15 protein-coding genes are annotated in these 13,714 nt (G+C 64.0%); 7 read left to right on the top strand and 8 right to left on the bottom strand.

The window, feature by feature from the left end; genetic code table 11:
- Window position 1: 1 nt before the first annotated feature.
- A complete protein-coding gene (locus tag ACO054_RS05775; protein ID WP_421709492.1) occupies window positions 2-1,309 on the bottom strand; it encodes a ferredoxin:protochlorophyllide reductase (ATP-dependent) subunit N in 1,308 nt (435 codons plus the stop codon).
- Window positions 1,306-1,887 carry a 2-vinyl bacteriochlorophyllide hydratase gene (gene bchF / locus ACO054_RS05770; protein WP_421709491.1) on the bottom strand — a complete coding sequence of 194 codons (582 nt, stop codon included), beginning with the start codon at window positions 1,885-1,887 and terminating at the stop codon, window positions 1,306-1,308. Before bchF ends, ACO054_RS05775 begins: the two co-directional genes overlap by 4 nt.
- 306 nt (window positions 1,888-2,193) lie before the next feature.
- Between bchF and ACO054_RS05765 the strand changes: the two genes are divergently transcribed.
- The 7 genes from ACO054_RS05765 (at window position 2,194) to ACO054_RS05735 (ending at window position 9,526) form a co-directional block, all read left to right on the top strand.
- The gene (locus tag ACO054_RS05765) at window positions 2,194-3,213 is read left to right on the top strand and encodes a cobalamin B12-binding domain-containing protein (protein WP_421709490.1); all 1,020 of its coding nucleotides are present in this window, start codon (window positions 2,194-2,196) and stop codon (window positions 3,211-3,213) included.
- Entirely contained in the window at window positions 3,173-4,612 is a 1,440-nt protein-coding gene (gene ppsR, locus ACO054_RS05760; protein WP_421709489.1) for a transcriptional regulator PpsR, read from the top strand. Before ACO054_RS05765 ends, ppsR begins: the two co-directional genes overlap by 41 nt.
- Window positions 4,613-4,872: 260 nt before the next feature.
- Window positions 4,873-5,805, top strand: coding sequence for a chlorophyll synthase ChlG (chlG, locus tag ACO054_RS05755; RefSeq protein WP_421709488.1), 933 nt, complete (start codon window positions 4,873-4,875; stop codon window positions 5,803-5,805).
- 16 nt (window positions 5,806-5,821) lie between these two features.
- Entirely contained in the window at window positions 5,822-7,168 is a 1,347-nt protein-coding gene (locus ACO054_RS05750) for a BCD family MFS transporter (RefSeq protein ID WP_421709487.1), read from the top strand.
- A 25-nt stretch (window positions 7,169-7,193) separates the two neighbouring features.
- A complete protein-coding gene (locus ACO054_RS05745) occupies window positions 7,194-8,459 on the top strand; it encodes a geranylgeranyl diphosphate reductase (protein WP_421709486.1) in 1,266 nt (421 codons plus the stop codon).
- On the top strand, window positions 8,456-8,974 hold the full coding sequence (locus tag ACO054_RS05740) for a TspO/MBR family protein (RefSeq protein WP_421709485.1): 519 nt from the start codon (window positions 8,456-8,458) through the stop codon (window positions 8,972-8,974). The genes ACO054_RS05745 and ACO054_RS05740 overlap by 4 nt, the downstream gene beginning before the upstream one ends.
- Window positions 8,975-9,001: 27 nt before the next feature.
- A complete protein-coding gene (locus ACO054_RS05735) occupies window positions 9,002-9,526 on the top strand; it encodes a DUF3833 family protein (protein ID WP_421709484.1) in 525 nt (174 codons plus the stop codon).
- 266 nt (window positions 9,527-9,792) lie between these two features.
- On the opposite strand, the gene pufC is transcribed toward ACO054_RS05735, so the two are convergent.
- The 6 genes from pufC to ACO054_RS05705 all read right to left on the bottom strand — a co-directional run bounded on the left by pufC (window position 9,793) and on the right by ACO054_RS05705 (window position 13,661).
- Entirely contained in the window at window positions 9,793-10,872 is a 1,080-nt protein-coding gene (pufC, locus tag ACO054_RS05730) for a photosynthetic reaction center cytochrome PufC (RefSeq protein WP_421709483.1), read from the bottom strand.
- Window positions 10,869-11,846 (bottom strand): photosynthetic reaction center subunit M, encoded by a 978-nt coding sequence (gene pufM / locus ACO054_RS05725; RefSeq protein ID WP_421709482.1) that lies wholly within the window; start codon window positions 11,844-11,846, stop codon window positions 10,869-10,871. Before pufM ends, pufC begins: the two co-directional genes overlap by 4 nt.
- Before the next feature lie 12 nt (window positions 11,847-11,858).
- Window positions 11,859-12,683, bottom strand: coding sequence for a photosynthetic reaction center subunit L (gene pufL / locus ACO054_RS05720; protein ID WP_421709481.1), 825 nt, complete (start codon window positions 12,681-12,683; stop codon window positions 11,859-11,861).
- 110 nt (window positions 12,684-12,793) lie between these two features.
- Entirely contained in the window at window positions 12,794-12,991 is a 198-nt protein-coding gene (pufA, locus tag ACO054_RS05715; protein WP_421709480.1) for a light-harvesting antenna LH1, alpha subunit, read from the bottom strand.
- 13 nt (window positions 12,992-13,004) lie between these two features.
- Window positions 13,005-13,226, bottom strand: coding sequence for a light-harvesting antenna LH1, beta subunit (pufB, locus tag ACO054_RS05710; RefSeq protein WP_421709479.1), 222 nt, complete (start codon window positions 13,224-13,226; stop codon window positions 13,005-13,007).
- 150 nt (window positions 13,227-13,376) lie between these two features.
- Window positions 13,377-13,661, bottom strand: coding sequence for a hypothetical protein (locus tag ACO054_RS05705; RefSeq protein WP_421709478.1), 285 nt, complete (start codon window positions 13,659-13,661; stop codon window positions 13,377-13,379).
- Window positions 13,662-13,714: the final 53 nt, after the last annotated feature.

Below are 13,714 nucleotides of genomic sequence, written 5' to 3'. Positions count from 1 at the left end.
CCTAGACCTCCAGCTTCGTCCGGCGCACCAGAGGGCGCGCGAAGAGTTCCGCAAGATCGCCGGCCTGCTCGAAGCCTTGGATCGGCGTGAAGACCAGCTCAATCGACCACTTCGTTGTCAGCCCCTCCTGCTCCAGAGGGTTCGCCAAGCCCAGACCGCACACGGTCAGGTCGGGTTGGGCGGCGCGGCAGCGGTCGAGCTGGCGATCGACGTGCTGCCCCTCGCTCAGTTGAACGCCACTGGGCAGAAGCGCGAGCTCCTCGGCCATATGCTGGCGATGCAGATAGGGGGTCCCGACCTCGATCAGCTCCATACCCAGCTCGCGCGCCAGAAAACGGGCGATCGGGATCTCCAGCTGCGAATCCGGGAAGAAGAAGATGCGCTGGCCGGCAAGTCGATCCCGGTAGCGGGCGGTGGCGACACGGGCGCGTTGTTGCGCCGGCGCCGTCACCTCCCGGAACCGCTGTTCCGAGATGCCCCAGGCCTGCGCAGCCGCTTTCAGCCAGGCCGTCGTCCCCTCCACACCCAAGGGGAAAGGCGCAGCCAGACGTTGGACGCCCCGCTCCTCCAGAAGCCGCGACGTCTCTCCCAGGAATGGCTGGCACAGCAGGAACCGAGTGTTCGGCCCGACCGCCGGCAAATCCGTCGAGCGCCGAGGCGGAAGAGCTGAAACCCTCTCGATCCCCAGCGCCCTGAAGGTGCGGAGGAACTGGTCCTCGACCACGTCGGCCAAGGCCCCGACCAGCAGCAACGAAGGTTCGGCGCCGGGCGACTCCGCCGGCAGCTCCGGGACCAGGGCGGCCAGACACATGTCCTCGCCCTGCGTGAAGGTCGTCTCGATACCGCTGCCGCTGTAGTTCAGCACCCTGACATCGGGCATGAACTGCTTGGACAGGCGCTGAGCCGCGCGCGAGAGGTCGAGCTTGATGACCTCCGAAGGGCAGGAGCCGACCAGGAACAGCAACTTGATGTCGGGCCGGCGGGCCAGCAGCCGGGAAACGACCTTGTCCAGTTCGTCGTTGGCGTCGGCCATGCCGGCCAGATCGCGCTCCTCGATGATCGCAGTGCCGAAGCGCGGCTCTGCGAAGATCATCACACCGGCCGCCGACTGCATCAGATGCGCACAGGTTCGCGAGCCGACGATCAGGAAGAAGGCGTCCTGAATCTTGCGATGCAGCCAGATAATGCCGGTGAGGCCGCAGAAGACCTCCCGCTGTCCGCGCTCGCGCAAGACCTCGGGAGCGGCTTCCCCGGGCGCACAGCCGCCCGGCCGAACCGCAGTCTGGAGAGGTAGCGTCTGCGTGGTCATCGGGCCGCCCCCATCGCCGGAGTCGCGGCCTCGGCCGGTACAGGCCCGGACCCTGTCGCGCGCGCTTCGTCGAGACGCGCCATGCGGAGTTTCCAGAGGAACTGAGCAGCGTTGACGACGTAGGCGAGGTAGGCCGCCAGTGCGAGCAGCAGCAGCGCCTCGGAGCCGAGCCAGCCCGTCGCCAAGGCCAGGAGGTAGGCCGTGTGCAGAGCGATGACGCCCATGCTGACCACATCCTCCCAGAAGAAAGGCGCCGCGAAGAGGTACTTGCCGAAGACCTCCTTCTCCCAGATCGCGCCGGTGACCATGATGCTGTAGAGGACCAGCGTCTTGACGACGATGGAGGCATGAGCGGCGGCCAGACCTTCGCCTGTCGCGAGTGTTCGCAGCACCAGGCCGAGCGAGATTAGGAAGATCAGAAACTGCAGCGGCGCAAGAAGGCCCTGGACGAGCGTCCACTTGGAGGCGTCACGTCGCAAACGCTGCTCTGGCGTGTAGAGCGGTGACCGGATCGCCTCGATCCCACGCTTGCGCGATCCGCCGTCTTCCACCCTCGTCCGACCAATATCTTGGCCCATTCGCCGCGTCTCCTTCGTGCCGATCCGCACGTCATCGTTCGCGTTCGAGAGACTCTAAGCCGGCCAATTCGAAAGTGTCAACTCAACTAGACGTTCATATTACTTTACATTGGGCGATTCCCCTACTTACAATGGGGTGACTGGGGTGGCCCGGTCTAGGCCAACTGATCTAGATCAAAAATCAGGCGGATCAGCGAAAGCACGACGGTTTCGATTGAACAGCGTTAAGACTCGTGTTGGGCTTGGTTATGGGAAATTAATCTTGCTCTCGGAGAACGAGAGCGGCCAGGCCCCGGGGAGGACACCATGGGAGCATTGGGCGGACACAGTGAAACCGGTTCAACGTTTCGGCGTCGCGACCGAATTTCGACAAAGCACAACCCAGCAGATAAAAACTACGGTCTCAGCCTTACTGCAGCTAACTCCAGCCAGATAGATCGTTATGATCCCGAAGAGTCCCAGCGGCGCGCCCGGCTCGCCCGAACCATCGAAGGGGAAATCATCCCCAGGTTGAAATTGGCGCACGGTGCGACAGGGCCCGGACAGGCCGAAAACGGCATGCCGGTGGTGCTGGACAACCATCGGGTTCCCAACGCCGCGGACATCGAGGCCTTCACCAAGTTGATCATCGCCCAGGACGCGAGCGTCGCGTTGGCCCATGTCGAGTTGCTGCGTGCGCACGGCCTACCGCTCGATTGCCTCTTCCTGGATCTACTCGCCCCCAGCGCTCAGTTGCTCGGCGACCTCTGGTTAGCTGACGAGTGCAGCTTCATCGACGTGACGATCGGCCTTGCCCGTCTGCAACAAGTGCTGCGCGAACTTAGCCCGCAATTCGATGCCGAGAGCAGCGACGAGGCCCACCCTCGCCGACGAATCCTGCTCATGCCCGCGCCCGGCGAACAGCACGCCTTCGGTCTATCCCTGGTCGAGAACTTTCTGCGCCGCGCCGGTTGGGAGGTCACGGTCTCCTCCACCGACAATACAGCAGTCAGCAAACTTCTGCGCCGCGAGTGGTTCACACTCGTCGGTTTCTCCATGAGTTCTGTTGGGTTGCTTGAAGGCCTACAGTCCTGTATCCGATCGTTGCGTCAAGTGTCCCGCAACCCTGGCATCGCTTTCCTGGTGGGAGGCAGTGCCTTCAACGACCAACCCAGTCTGGTCTCGCGTGTCGGTGCTGATGCGATGGCAGGAGACGGCTGTCTGGCCGTTCAGGAAGCCAATCGCCTGTCGATGCCGCCGTGCGTTTCCGCCGCTACCGCGCCGGCAAGGAGAAGCAGGAAGCAAGATGGAGCCGCGGGTCTCAAACGACAGGGCCGTTCAGTTTAGAACGCCAGAGTCCTCGCTCGAGGGGCTTAATGCCGGATTTGCAGCCGAACTGATCGCGACTGCAGCCGACATAGCTCTGGTCGTCGATCCGGACGGCACCATCCACGACGTCGCCCTGGGGCCCGACTGCGCCAGCTTGGAGACGGCACAGTCCTGGATCGGTCGACCTTGGATCGAAACCGTCACTGTCGAAAGCCGGGCCAAGGTCGAAAGATTGCTCCACGAGGCGCGACATGCCGCCCCGCCACGTTGGCGCGAAATCAATCACATCTACGCACCGGACGATTCCTTTCTTGTGCGCTACGCTGCGCTGCAGGCCGGACCTAACGGACGTATCGTCGCGATCGGACGCGATCAGAGACTCTTGGCCGACGCCCAACAACGTCTGATCGGCTACCAGCAGTCCATGGAGCGGGAATACGCACGCCTGCGACACGCCGAGACACGCTATCGGCTGCTGTTCCAGATCTCCGCTGAAGCCGTCCTGATCGTCGACGCTGCAAACGGTAATGTTGTCGACGTCAATCCGGCCGCGATCGAACTGCTCGGCAGCGGCGAGAAGCGTGTGAACGGAAGACCGCTTCTGGATCTCTTCCGAACGGAGTCTCGACAAGAGGCGGAAACGCTTCTTGCGACGGTTCGCGCGGTGGGAAAAGCCGAGCGCGTCGAGGCCGTCTTGTCTGCGACCGGTCGGCAGATCGCCGTTTCCGCCACACTGTTCCGCCAGGAAAAGACGGTTCATATCCTCGTCCGCTTGGCGCCCCTGGCTGCCTCGCAGGAACCGGAGAGGCGCAGCGAGGATGCAACCCGCGTCAGCCGTGTGATGGAGAACCTGCCCGACGGCTTCGTGGTGACCGACCTTGATCGGAAAATCCTGATGGCCAATGCGGCCTTCCTGGAGATGGCGCAGTTGGTCGGAGATGAGCAAGCGGTCGGTCAGCCTCTCGACCGATGGCTTGGCCGACCCGGCGTGGATCGACAAGTGCTTGCAAAGGCTCTGCGCGAGCATGGCTCGGTCAGCGACTATGCGACGGTGCTGCACAGCGAGTTGGGCACCACCGATGACGTGATGGTCTCCGCCGTCGCCGTCGAGAACGGCGAGGAACCCTGTATGGGTTTCGTTGTGCGCTCCGTCGGACAGCGCGTCGCCAGAAGCTTCAAACCTGCCGACGAGTTGCCTCATTCTGTCGAGCAGTTGACGGAGCTGGTCGGACGTGTGCCGCTGAAGGACCTGGTGCGAGACACCACCGATATTATCGAGCGCCTCTGCGTCGAAGCGGCGCTGAAACTGACCGGCGACAATCGGGCGTCCGCCGCCCAGATGCTGGGCCTCAGCCGTCAAAGCCTCTACGCTAAGCTTCGGCGCTACGGCATCGGCGAGGAAACTGAAGCCGGTTAAAGAGGCTTCCGCGCGCTTTCAAGCCATCTGGAAGCACTCTTGCTTGAGGCTTCCGGGGTTGCCCTGATCCGGGACTCGCTCGCTTCCGTTCCTTCCAGTCTCGTTTGACGGCCTGCGCCCGTCGGCCGACAGGGCGCCACCCGCGGTTCGGAACCTCATGCTCCGGGTCCGGAAATTGACACGCATCAAAAGTGAAGGTTCGAGCCGCCTGACTGTCGCGTTTTCTTGACACTTATTGCCGTCAACACAAAACTACAGTCATGAGTGATCGTGCCATCGAACCTACGGGCCGTCCGCGCGCCTACCCGGCGCCTGCGACGGTGCTCGAACTGCTCAAGCCGATCACTTGGTTCGCGCCCATGTGGGCATTGATGTGCGGCGTCGTCTCCTCCGGCGTGCCCTTGCTCGAACGCTGGTGGGAAATCCTTCTTGGAATTGTTCTGGCTGGCCCTCTGGTCTGCGCCACCAGTCAAGCCGTGAACGACTGGTTCGACCGCCACGTCGATGCCATCAACGAACCCAACCGGCCAATTCCCTCCGGGCGCATTCCGGGCCGTTGGGGTCTCTACATCGCGATCGTCTGGTCGATCCTGTCGCTGATCGTCGCCTGGATCCTGGGTGTCTGGGTGTTTTGGGCTGCCTTGATCGGCCTGCTGCTCGCCTGGGCCTACTCGATGCCGCCCACCCGCTTGAAAATGAACGGCTGGTGGGGGAACGCCGCCTGCGGCTTCGCCTACGAGGGAATCCCCTGGTTCACCGGCGCGGCTCTGATGATGGCGATGGCGCCCGACTGGAAGATCGTCGCACTGGCCGCGCTCTACTCCATCGGCGCCCATGGCATCATGACGCTCAACGACTTCAAGGCGGTCGAGGGCGACCGGCAGATGGGCGTTCGCTCCCTACCCGTCCAGCTCGGTATCGACCGGGCCGCCAAGCTGGCGTGCCTGGTGATGGCGCTCCCTCAGGCCGTCGTTGTCTGGCTGCTGTTCGACTGGGCCCTGCCGGTCTACGCCGCCGCGGTCACGGCTTTGCTGCTCGTGCAACTCGTGCTCATGGTGCGTCTGATCGGCCGTCCCCGCGAAATGGCGCCTTGGTACAACGCGACGGGTACGACGCTTTTCGTCGCCGGCATGCTGATCTGCGCCTTCGCGATCCGCCCCGAGATGGCCGCCCTGACCGGAGGTGCGGGATGAGTGGGATCGCGACATGATGGCCGATGCGACATCCGGGGGTTCGCTCGGCTGGCTCGGGATCTTGCGCCTTGGCCTCGTGCAGACGGCCCTGGGCGCCATCGTCGTCCTGACCACCTCGACCATCAACCGCATCATGGTCGTCGAACTGGCGCTACCGGCGATGCTGCCCGGTGCGTTGGTCGCCCTGCACTACGCTCTACAGGTTCTGCGCCCGCGCTGGGGCTACGGCTCAGACAAGGGTCGACGACGCACCCCCTGGATCGTGGGCGGCATGGCGGCCCTGGCGCTCGGCGGACTGGGTGCGGCCGTGGCGACCGCCTGGATGGGGAGCAACTTGACCGGCGGTCTGTTGCTGGCCATCGGATCCTTCATCCTGATCGGCGGCGGCGTGGGCGCGGCCGGTACGGCTCTGCTGACCCTGCTGGCCACCCAGGTCCACGCGAAGCGGCGTGCCGCTGCGGCGACGCTCGTCTGGATGATGATGATCGCAGGCTTCGTAGTGACGGCGCTGGTCGCCGGCCACTTCCTCGACCCCTTCTCGCCCGCACGTCTGGTCATGGTTTCGGGAACGGTCTCCGCTCTCGCCTTTCTGCTAACCCTGCTAGCGCTGGCCGGCGTCGAGACTCGTGGGTCGCGAGGCACCGAAGCAGCCCCCCCGAGACCGGCGGCGGACGGTAGCTTCCGCGATGCCCTGACGCAGGTTTGGGCCGAGCCGGAAGCGCGGCGTTTCGCCGTCTTCGTCTTCGTCTCGATGCTCGCCTACAGCGCCCAGGATCTGATCCTGGAGCCCTTCGCCGGCACGGTCTTCGGCCTGACTCCGGGTCAGTCGACGCAATTGGCCGGCGTTCAGCATGCAGGGGTCTTCGTCGGCATGCTGCTGGTCGGCATTCTAGGAAGCGCGGCGCGTCAACGGCGGATCGGCTCGCTGCAGAGCTGGATCGTCGGAGGTTGCATCGCCTCCGCGCTGGCGCTGGCCAATCTCGCGCTCGGCGGATTGATCGGCGGCGGCTGGCCTCTGCAGCCCTCTGTCTTTGCGCTGGGTGTCGCCAATGGCGCCTTTGCGGTCGCGGCCATCGGTTCGATGATGAGACTCGCCACCAAGGGCACAGGGGGACGCGAGGGCGTGCGCATGGGCCTCTGGGGGGCCGCCCAAGCTGTCGCCTTCGGGCTGGGCGGCTTTCTCGGAACCGCCGCAATCGATGCCGCACGGCTCCTGATCGACTCCCCGGCAAGTGCCTATGCGACGGTCTTCCTGGCCGAGGGACTGCTGTTCCTTCTTGCCGCACATCTCGCCATCGGCCTCAGCCGCAAGGCCGAGACGGACTTCAAAACGACCGGCGTCAGCATGCCCGCCGCGAGCTAGCAGCGCGAATGGAGAGGAGGTGACCATGACCCAGGTAGAAAGTGTCCCGCCCCGGGCGCAGCCCGAATCTCTCTCTGCTTCCGAAAGCGCGGAGCCCGCAACGCTCTACGACGTCGTCGTCGTCGGAGGTGGACCGGCCGGTGCGACGGCGGCCAGCGAGCTGGCCAAGAACGGACGGTCGGTCGTATTGCTCGACCGGGCCGGACGCATCAAGCCGTGCGGCGGCGCCGTCCCTCCCCGGTTGATTCGAGACTTCGCCATTCCGAACCATCTCTTGAAGGCGCGGATTACCAAGGCGCGGATGATCTCACCGAGCGATCGCGGCGTGGACATGCCGATCGAGGGCGGCTACGTCGGCATGGTCGACCGCTGCGAGTTCGACGAATGGCTGCGCGAGCGCGCCGCGAACGACGGCGCGGAGCGCAGGACGGGCACTTTCGAAGCGTTCGAGCGCGCCGAGGATGGGACGGCGATCGTCTCCTATCGCCCCGGCGGTGAAACGGCAGGTAAAGAGTTGCGTCGTTTGCGCGCCAGACTGGTGATCGCAGCGGACGGCGCCCGCTCGCAGGTCGCTAAGCAGGCCGGTATTCCCAATGCCGAGCGGGTACCCTGCGTCTTCGCCTACCACGAGATCGTCGCCTCGCCGGATCGGGAGTCCGAGAGTTTCGAGAGCGACCGCTGCGACGTCTATTACCAGGGAAAGCTCTCGCCCGACTTCTATGCCTGGGTGTTCCCGCATGGCAACTCGACCAGCATCGGCGTGGGCTCCGCGAACAAAGGGTTCTCCCTGCGCGGCGCCGTCAGCACGCTACGGAACAGTACGGGCATGTCCGAAAATAGGACGATCCGTCGCGAAGGCGCACCCATTCCCCTGAAGCCCCTGAAGCGCTGGGATAACGGTCGCGACGTGATCGCGGCCGGCGATGCGGCAGGCATCGTGGCACCGGCGTCGGGCGAGGGAATCTACTACGCGATGCTGGGCGGCCAGCTTTCGGCTCAGGCGGCGGAACGGGCCTTGGACACGGGCGACGCTCGACAGCTCGCCAGCGCCCGCAAGCAGTTCATGCGCGCCCACGGCCGGGTTTTCTGGATCCTCGGTATCATGCAGAAGTTCTGGTATTCCAGCGACCGGCGTCGCGAGCGCTTCGTCTCGATCTGCCAGGATCCGGACGTTCAGTATCTCACCTGGCAAGCCTACATGGAAAAGAAGCTCGTCAAGGCACGGCCGGGCGCGCATCTGCGAATTTTCCTGAAGGACATGGCGCATCTGCTGCGGGTGGTGTCTCCGTGAACGAGGGACAAGACACTCTGTCCAGTTCCGCCGGCCGCGACCGGAAGCTGCTACCGATCCTCGTGGCCGCCCTGGTCGCCGTTCTGGTTGCCGCGGTGGGCGGCACCATGACCGATCTCGGGCCTTGGTATCAGTCTCTCGAACAGCCGAACTGGCGACCGCCCGACTGGGCCTTCGGTACGATCTGGACCGTCGTTCTGAGTCTGGTGGTTTTGTCTGCGGCGGCCGCTTGGCGCGCCGCCCCGAACCGAGGTGTCCGCGATGCCCTGCTCGTGCTGTTTCTGGCCAACGGCTTTCTCAACATTCTCTGGTCCGTTCTGTTCTTCGCCTTTCGCAGGCCGGACTGGGCCCTCTTCGAAGTTCTTTTCCTCTGGGCCTCGATCGCGGTGCTGATCGCGGTGCTGTGGCGTTTTGCCCGAATGGCCGCCCTATTCCTGGTCCCCTACCTCCTGTGGGTGAGCATTGCAGGTGCTCTGAATCTCGCCATCGTGCGGCTGAACGGGCCGTTCGGTTGACGATAAGAAAACTGAGGAGAGATCGCCATGGCCGTCTGGACGGATATGGAAGGATGCGGCGCCAGCTCGGGACGGGAGACGCGGGCGAGACGCACGCAGAGATCGGTCGCGCGTCCGCTCCTGCGGCTCGAAGACTACTTTGCCGGTCACACTCGTGCCTGGGGCGTCTTCCAGGACCGCTTCGGGAAGCTGAAACGCCAGTTCGAAGTCGAGATTCACGGAGACTGGAACGGCGACGAGCTCCAGCTCACGGAAGACTTCGTCTACGACGACGGTCAGACCGAGCGCCGTATCTGGCGGATACGTTCCGAGGGTCGCAGCGGCTATTGCGGTACGGCCCAGGACGTTGTCGGGCAGGCGCGCGGCCGCGTTACCGGTAACCAGCTGCACTGGCGCTATCGCTTCTCACTGCAGATCGGCGCGCGACGCCTCCTGGTCGACTTCGACGACCGCATGTTTCTGCAGTCCGACGGCAAGCTGATTAATCGTGCCCGGGTGACCAAGTTCGGAGTCCTACTGGGCGAGGCGACGATCATCTTCGCGAAGGACTGAACCTGCTTGCTCTCCGGTAGACGCCGGCATTCCGCCTGACTGACCGATGCCGGACTCTTCACGCCCGGCAAGGAGCGGCGGTCCCCAAGCTCGCAGTTACCCCACCCGCAACGTGCAAGAGCTCGGTGCCGTCGGCTCACCGACGCTAATTTCCAATCCCGAACCGAGACAGAAAAAACGGGCCGCCTTCACGTGATGGAGGAGACGGCCCGAGTGGAGGGTTTCGTACCGACTGGCGACCGGAGGCGATGCGCCCCCGGAGCCCGTCAGTCGTTCAATCCGCTGGTCTGTTGCCTCGGCGGATCCTGGAGGTCGGCAGGCCCCGGCTCACGCAGGCTGGGATAATCGGCCAGCATCTGCGCTCCGAACAGCGGCTTGTAGACGCCCTGGTGACAGGTCGCACAGTTGGCCTTGGGCGCGTCGCCCAGCGGACCGAGCCGGATCTCCGGATAGACCGGGCCGAGAGGCTCCAGATAGTTGACGTTGAGATCGCGCACCATGCGGATGCCGTGCCAGGCAACGGCACGACTGGCCGGCGCCTGCTCCCACGACCCGAAGTTGTTCGAGTTGTGGCAGTAGGTGCAATTGACCCCGAGGGATTCCGAGAAGTGGATCATCAAGCCATAGGTCCACTCGGTCTGCTTGATCGTCCGCTCGTTGCCATGCGGTAGAGCCTCGTCGCCGATCACGCGAATGTTTGCTTCGTCATGGATGAAGGGCCGAAAGATGTCCTGCGGCAGCGAGGTCATGCCGACCTCCGGAGCCGCGATGTTCTGGCCCGCCCGGTCGCCGACCAGACCGCCGGCGTGGAGCGCATCGGGATCGTCGAACCAGATGTTCTCCGGAACCGGTTGACCAGCGTGGCAGGTGTAACAGGTGACGCCGGTCTGGGCGACGTGGTTCGTCCATTGGCTGTTCAGATGCTGCGTCATCTGGATCATTCGACGGGAGACGACCTTGGTGTAGATGTCGTCGCTCGCGAAGTTTCCGTCTTCGGTGTGGCAGTAAGTGCAGCCTTGCTCCGGTGAGACCCATTCGGTCATGGCGGCCATGAGACGGTCGAAGTTACCGGCGTTGAGGTGGCCCAGTGCCTGGACGTTTTCGTAGACCTCGGACGCCAGCGGCCCATCACCCTCTTCCAGAGGCCAGGGTTCGGCCGGAACCTGGCTGGCCTCCAACTGGCGCTCGACCGTGTTGGCGTTGAGCACCACCTCTTGCCCAGTCCCGCGATAACCGCGCTGCGACGTCTCGGTAGCGATCGGCGCCGCGAAGAAGGCCAGGATCACCAACAGGCCGACAATCGCGATGGCGAAGCGGGTCAGGAAAGGCGGGATAGTGAGGGTCATTGGGCTGCTCCCGTCGTCAGGGCCGGATCCGGCACCGTCGGATAGACCTCCGGATACATCGGGGCGAAGTCATGCTTGACGGCCCAGAGGTACCAGTTGTCGACCACCGTTCCGGTCAGAAGGATGCCGATCCCGCCGGTCAGGGTCGTCAGCACCGCGAACCACCAGGCCCAGCGGTGGATGGACTCCATCGTCGCGTTGAAGCCCATGGTCCAGCGCCAGAACAGTCCGGCCCGCTCCGAAGCTGTGCCGCGATCGACGATCTGATCCAGCTCACGGTCGCCGCCTAAGCGGGAGACCGCCAGGATCGTCGCGCCGTGCATGGCGAAGAGCAGCGTCGACCCGTAGAGGAAAACGATCGAGAGCGCGTGGAAGGGATTGTAGAAAAGGTTGCCGTAGCGGATGGAGAAGGCCGCCGTCCAGTCCAGATGCGGGAAGATGCCGAAGGGCACCGCCTCGCCCCAGTTGCCCATCAACACGGGCCGGATAAGGCCGAGAACCAGATAGAGCCAGATCGCGGAGGCGAAGGCCCAAGCGACGTGGGTACCCATGCCCAGCTCGATGGCGCGGCGGTAGGTGCGGATCCACCAGAGAATGATGGAGGCCGTCAGGAAGAAGCCGGCCAGCAACCACCAGCCACCCTGATTGAGCGGCGGCAGGCTCAAGCCGTAGGAGGGCGGCGGCGGCTCAAGCGCCAGCCAGAAGAGCTGCCGCACGAACTGCACCGGGTCCCAACCCACCGAGGCCCACATGTTCAGTCCGATAATCTCGATGGCGATGAAGCCGCAGATCAGTGAGGCGACGCCGAACCAGCCGAGATAGATCGGGCCGATCTGAGCGTTCCCGATGCGGCCGATCAGATGGTTGAAACCAGGTGTTCCACGCCGCGGCCAGAAGCTCTCGTCGATCGGGACTCCCGCTTCCGCCGGTCCGCGCACCTGGGTCTGCGTGAAGAGATTCTGATACTCAGCCATGCTTCGGACCTCCTACGACCAGACCGGCAAGTCGAGCCACCAGTTCCACCATTCCGGCCAGCCACGGGTCCAGAAAGGTCCGCTGATAACGATGCAGACGGCACTCCAGAAGCCGGCGTTGAGCGCCAGGAAAAGGCCGAGGCGATGAATACCCAACGTGCCGACGGAGTAGCCGATGAAGTCCCGGAAGAAGGTGTCCTCGTGCTCCGGCGTCTTCACCGGTTCGCCCTTGGCCGGGTTCGCGGCCGAGAGAACCAGGGACCCGTGCAGCGCCAGGGCCAGGGTCGTCGTGAAGAAGAAGGTCACGGCGAGCATGTGCGCCGGGTTGTAGTGGAAGTGCAGATATTGATAGCCGACGTTCGAAACCCAATCGAGGTGGCTGAAGATGCCGTAGGGGAAACCGTGGCCCCAGGCGCCCAGCAGAACCGGGCGAACGACGACCAGACTGACGTAGGCGAGAATGGCGAAGCTGAAGGCCACCGGAACGTGCAACCCGATGCCGAGTTTTCGGCAGATCTCCACTTGGCGTAAGGCCCAGGAGACAAAGGCGCCGATTGCGCAAATCGTGATCAGTTGCCAGAAGCCGCCCTCCTTCAAGGGCGCGAAACCGAGCCCGTACGACAGATCTGGCGGAGCGATGTTGATCGTCCAGGGGTTCCAGGTTGGGCCGATCGCCGCAGCATAGAAGATCAGGGCCGTGCCCAAGGCCGAGAAGAAGATCGTCGTGACGCCGAAGAAGCCGACGTAGAAAGGACCGACCCAGAAGTCGAAGAGATCTCCTCCGACCAGCGTCCCGCCCCGCACGCGGTACTTTCGTTCAAAACTCAGCATGGCCATTGGTCGAGATCTCCAAAAGTCTCACCGTCCCGGACCGGTGACGGAAAGCCGTCCTCGTCGAATGACAAGCACGCCTTCCGCCACCGCCAGGGTCGATGCCCGGCGTCCGTCTAGGAACGCAGAGGATCGTCCGACGGCAGAGCCGACATCTGGGAGACGGCACCCGCCGCACCCGTCGGACCTTCCAACCAGTTGAACCTGTCGGTGCTGAGCAGGATGAAGTGAATCAGCAACGCCAGGATGAACAGGAAGGTAAAGAGAGCGACCAGCGTGCGACGCGGGTCGAAGATCATCCAGATTCTCCACATCTCTCGTCTCTCCCTATCCGATCAGCGTGAGAGCCTGCAGCGCAATATCCTTCGCACCGTCAAGCATGGCTGCATCGGTATAGCCGCCCGGTCCTGGCAGCCAAGGACGCCACAACCAGGCAAGGATGTGCGCCAGCACGGCAATTCCGGTGAAGATCACGAAGCTCTTCACGAAGATGCCGTGAAACTCCTGGGCCTCGTCTTCGTTGAGACCGGTCAGGGAACGTTCTGACATGAACGCAGCCTCCACTCACATGGCCTTGCGGCCGCTGCCGTACCCATCCCGTACGGCTGGGATCGGCACAGTTCATGACCCAAGAACGACGGGATGAACTGCAACCGTCTCTTCACCCGGCATCAGCCGAGCGGTTTCGAAGCCTCGTCGTCACGTCATGAAGACGAAAGGCAGAACCCGGTTCGCGGCGGCCTTCGCCTCACCGAAGATCGACCCCCGACCGCGCAGCTCCGTCAGACCCGGGCGCCACGCGCGCGGCAGCAACCGCGCGAGAACGGCGATGGTCAGAAAAATCGGGAAGCTGATCGCGAAGTAGAGCCAGAATTCGTAGCTTCCCGAGGTCCGGCGGCGGGTGCGTGCGTGACACGACGAAGCCTCCTGGCCGTGCCGTCGGTCGTGAGCGTGGTCGCCATGGCGAAGAGCGAAATCGGACATCTGCGTCACTCCGCTGAGAGGCAGGTGAACGGCTCGAACCACCAAGCGGAACG

Source organism: Algihabitans sp. (assembly GCF_965226985.1).
Lineage (GTDB): Bacteria > Pseudomonadota > Alphaproteobacteria > Kiloniellales > DSM-21159 > Algihabitans.
This window is presented reverse-complemented; position numbering and strand designations above follow the sequence as displayed.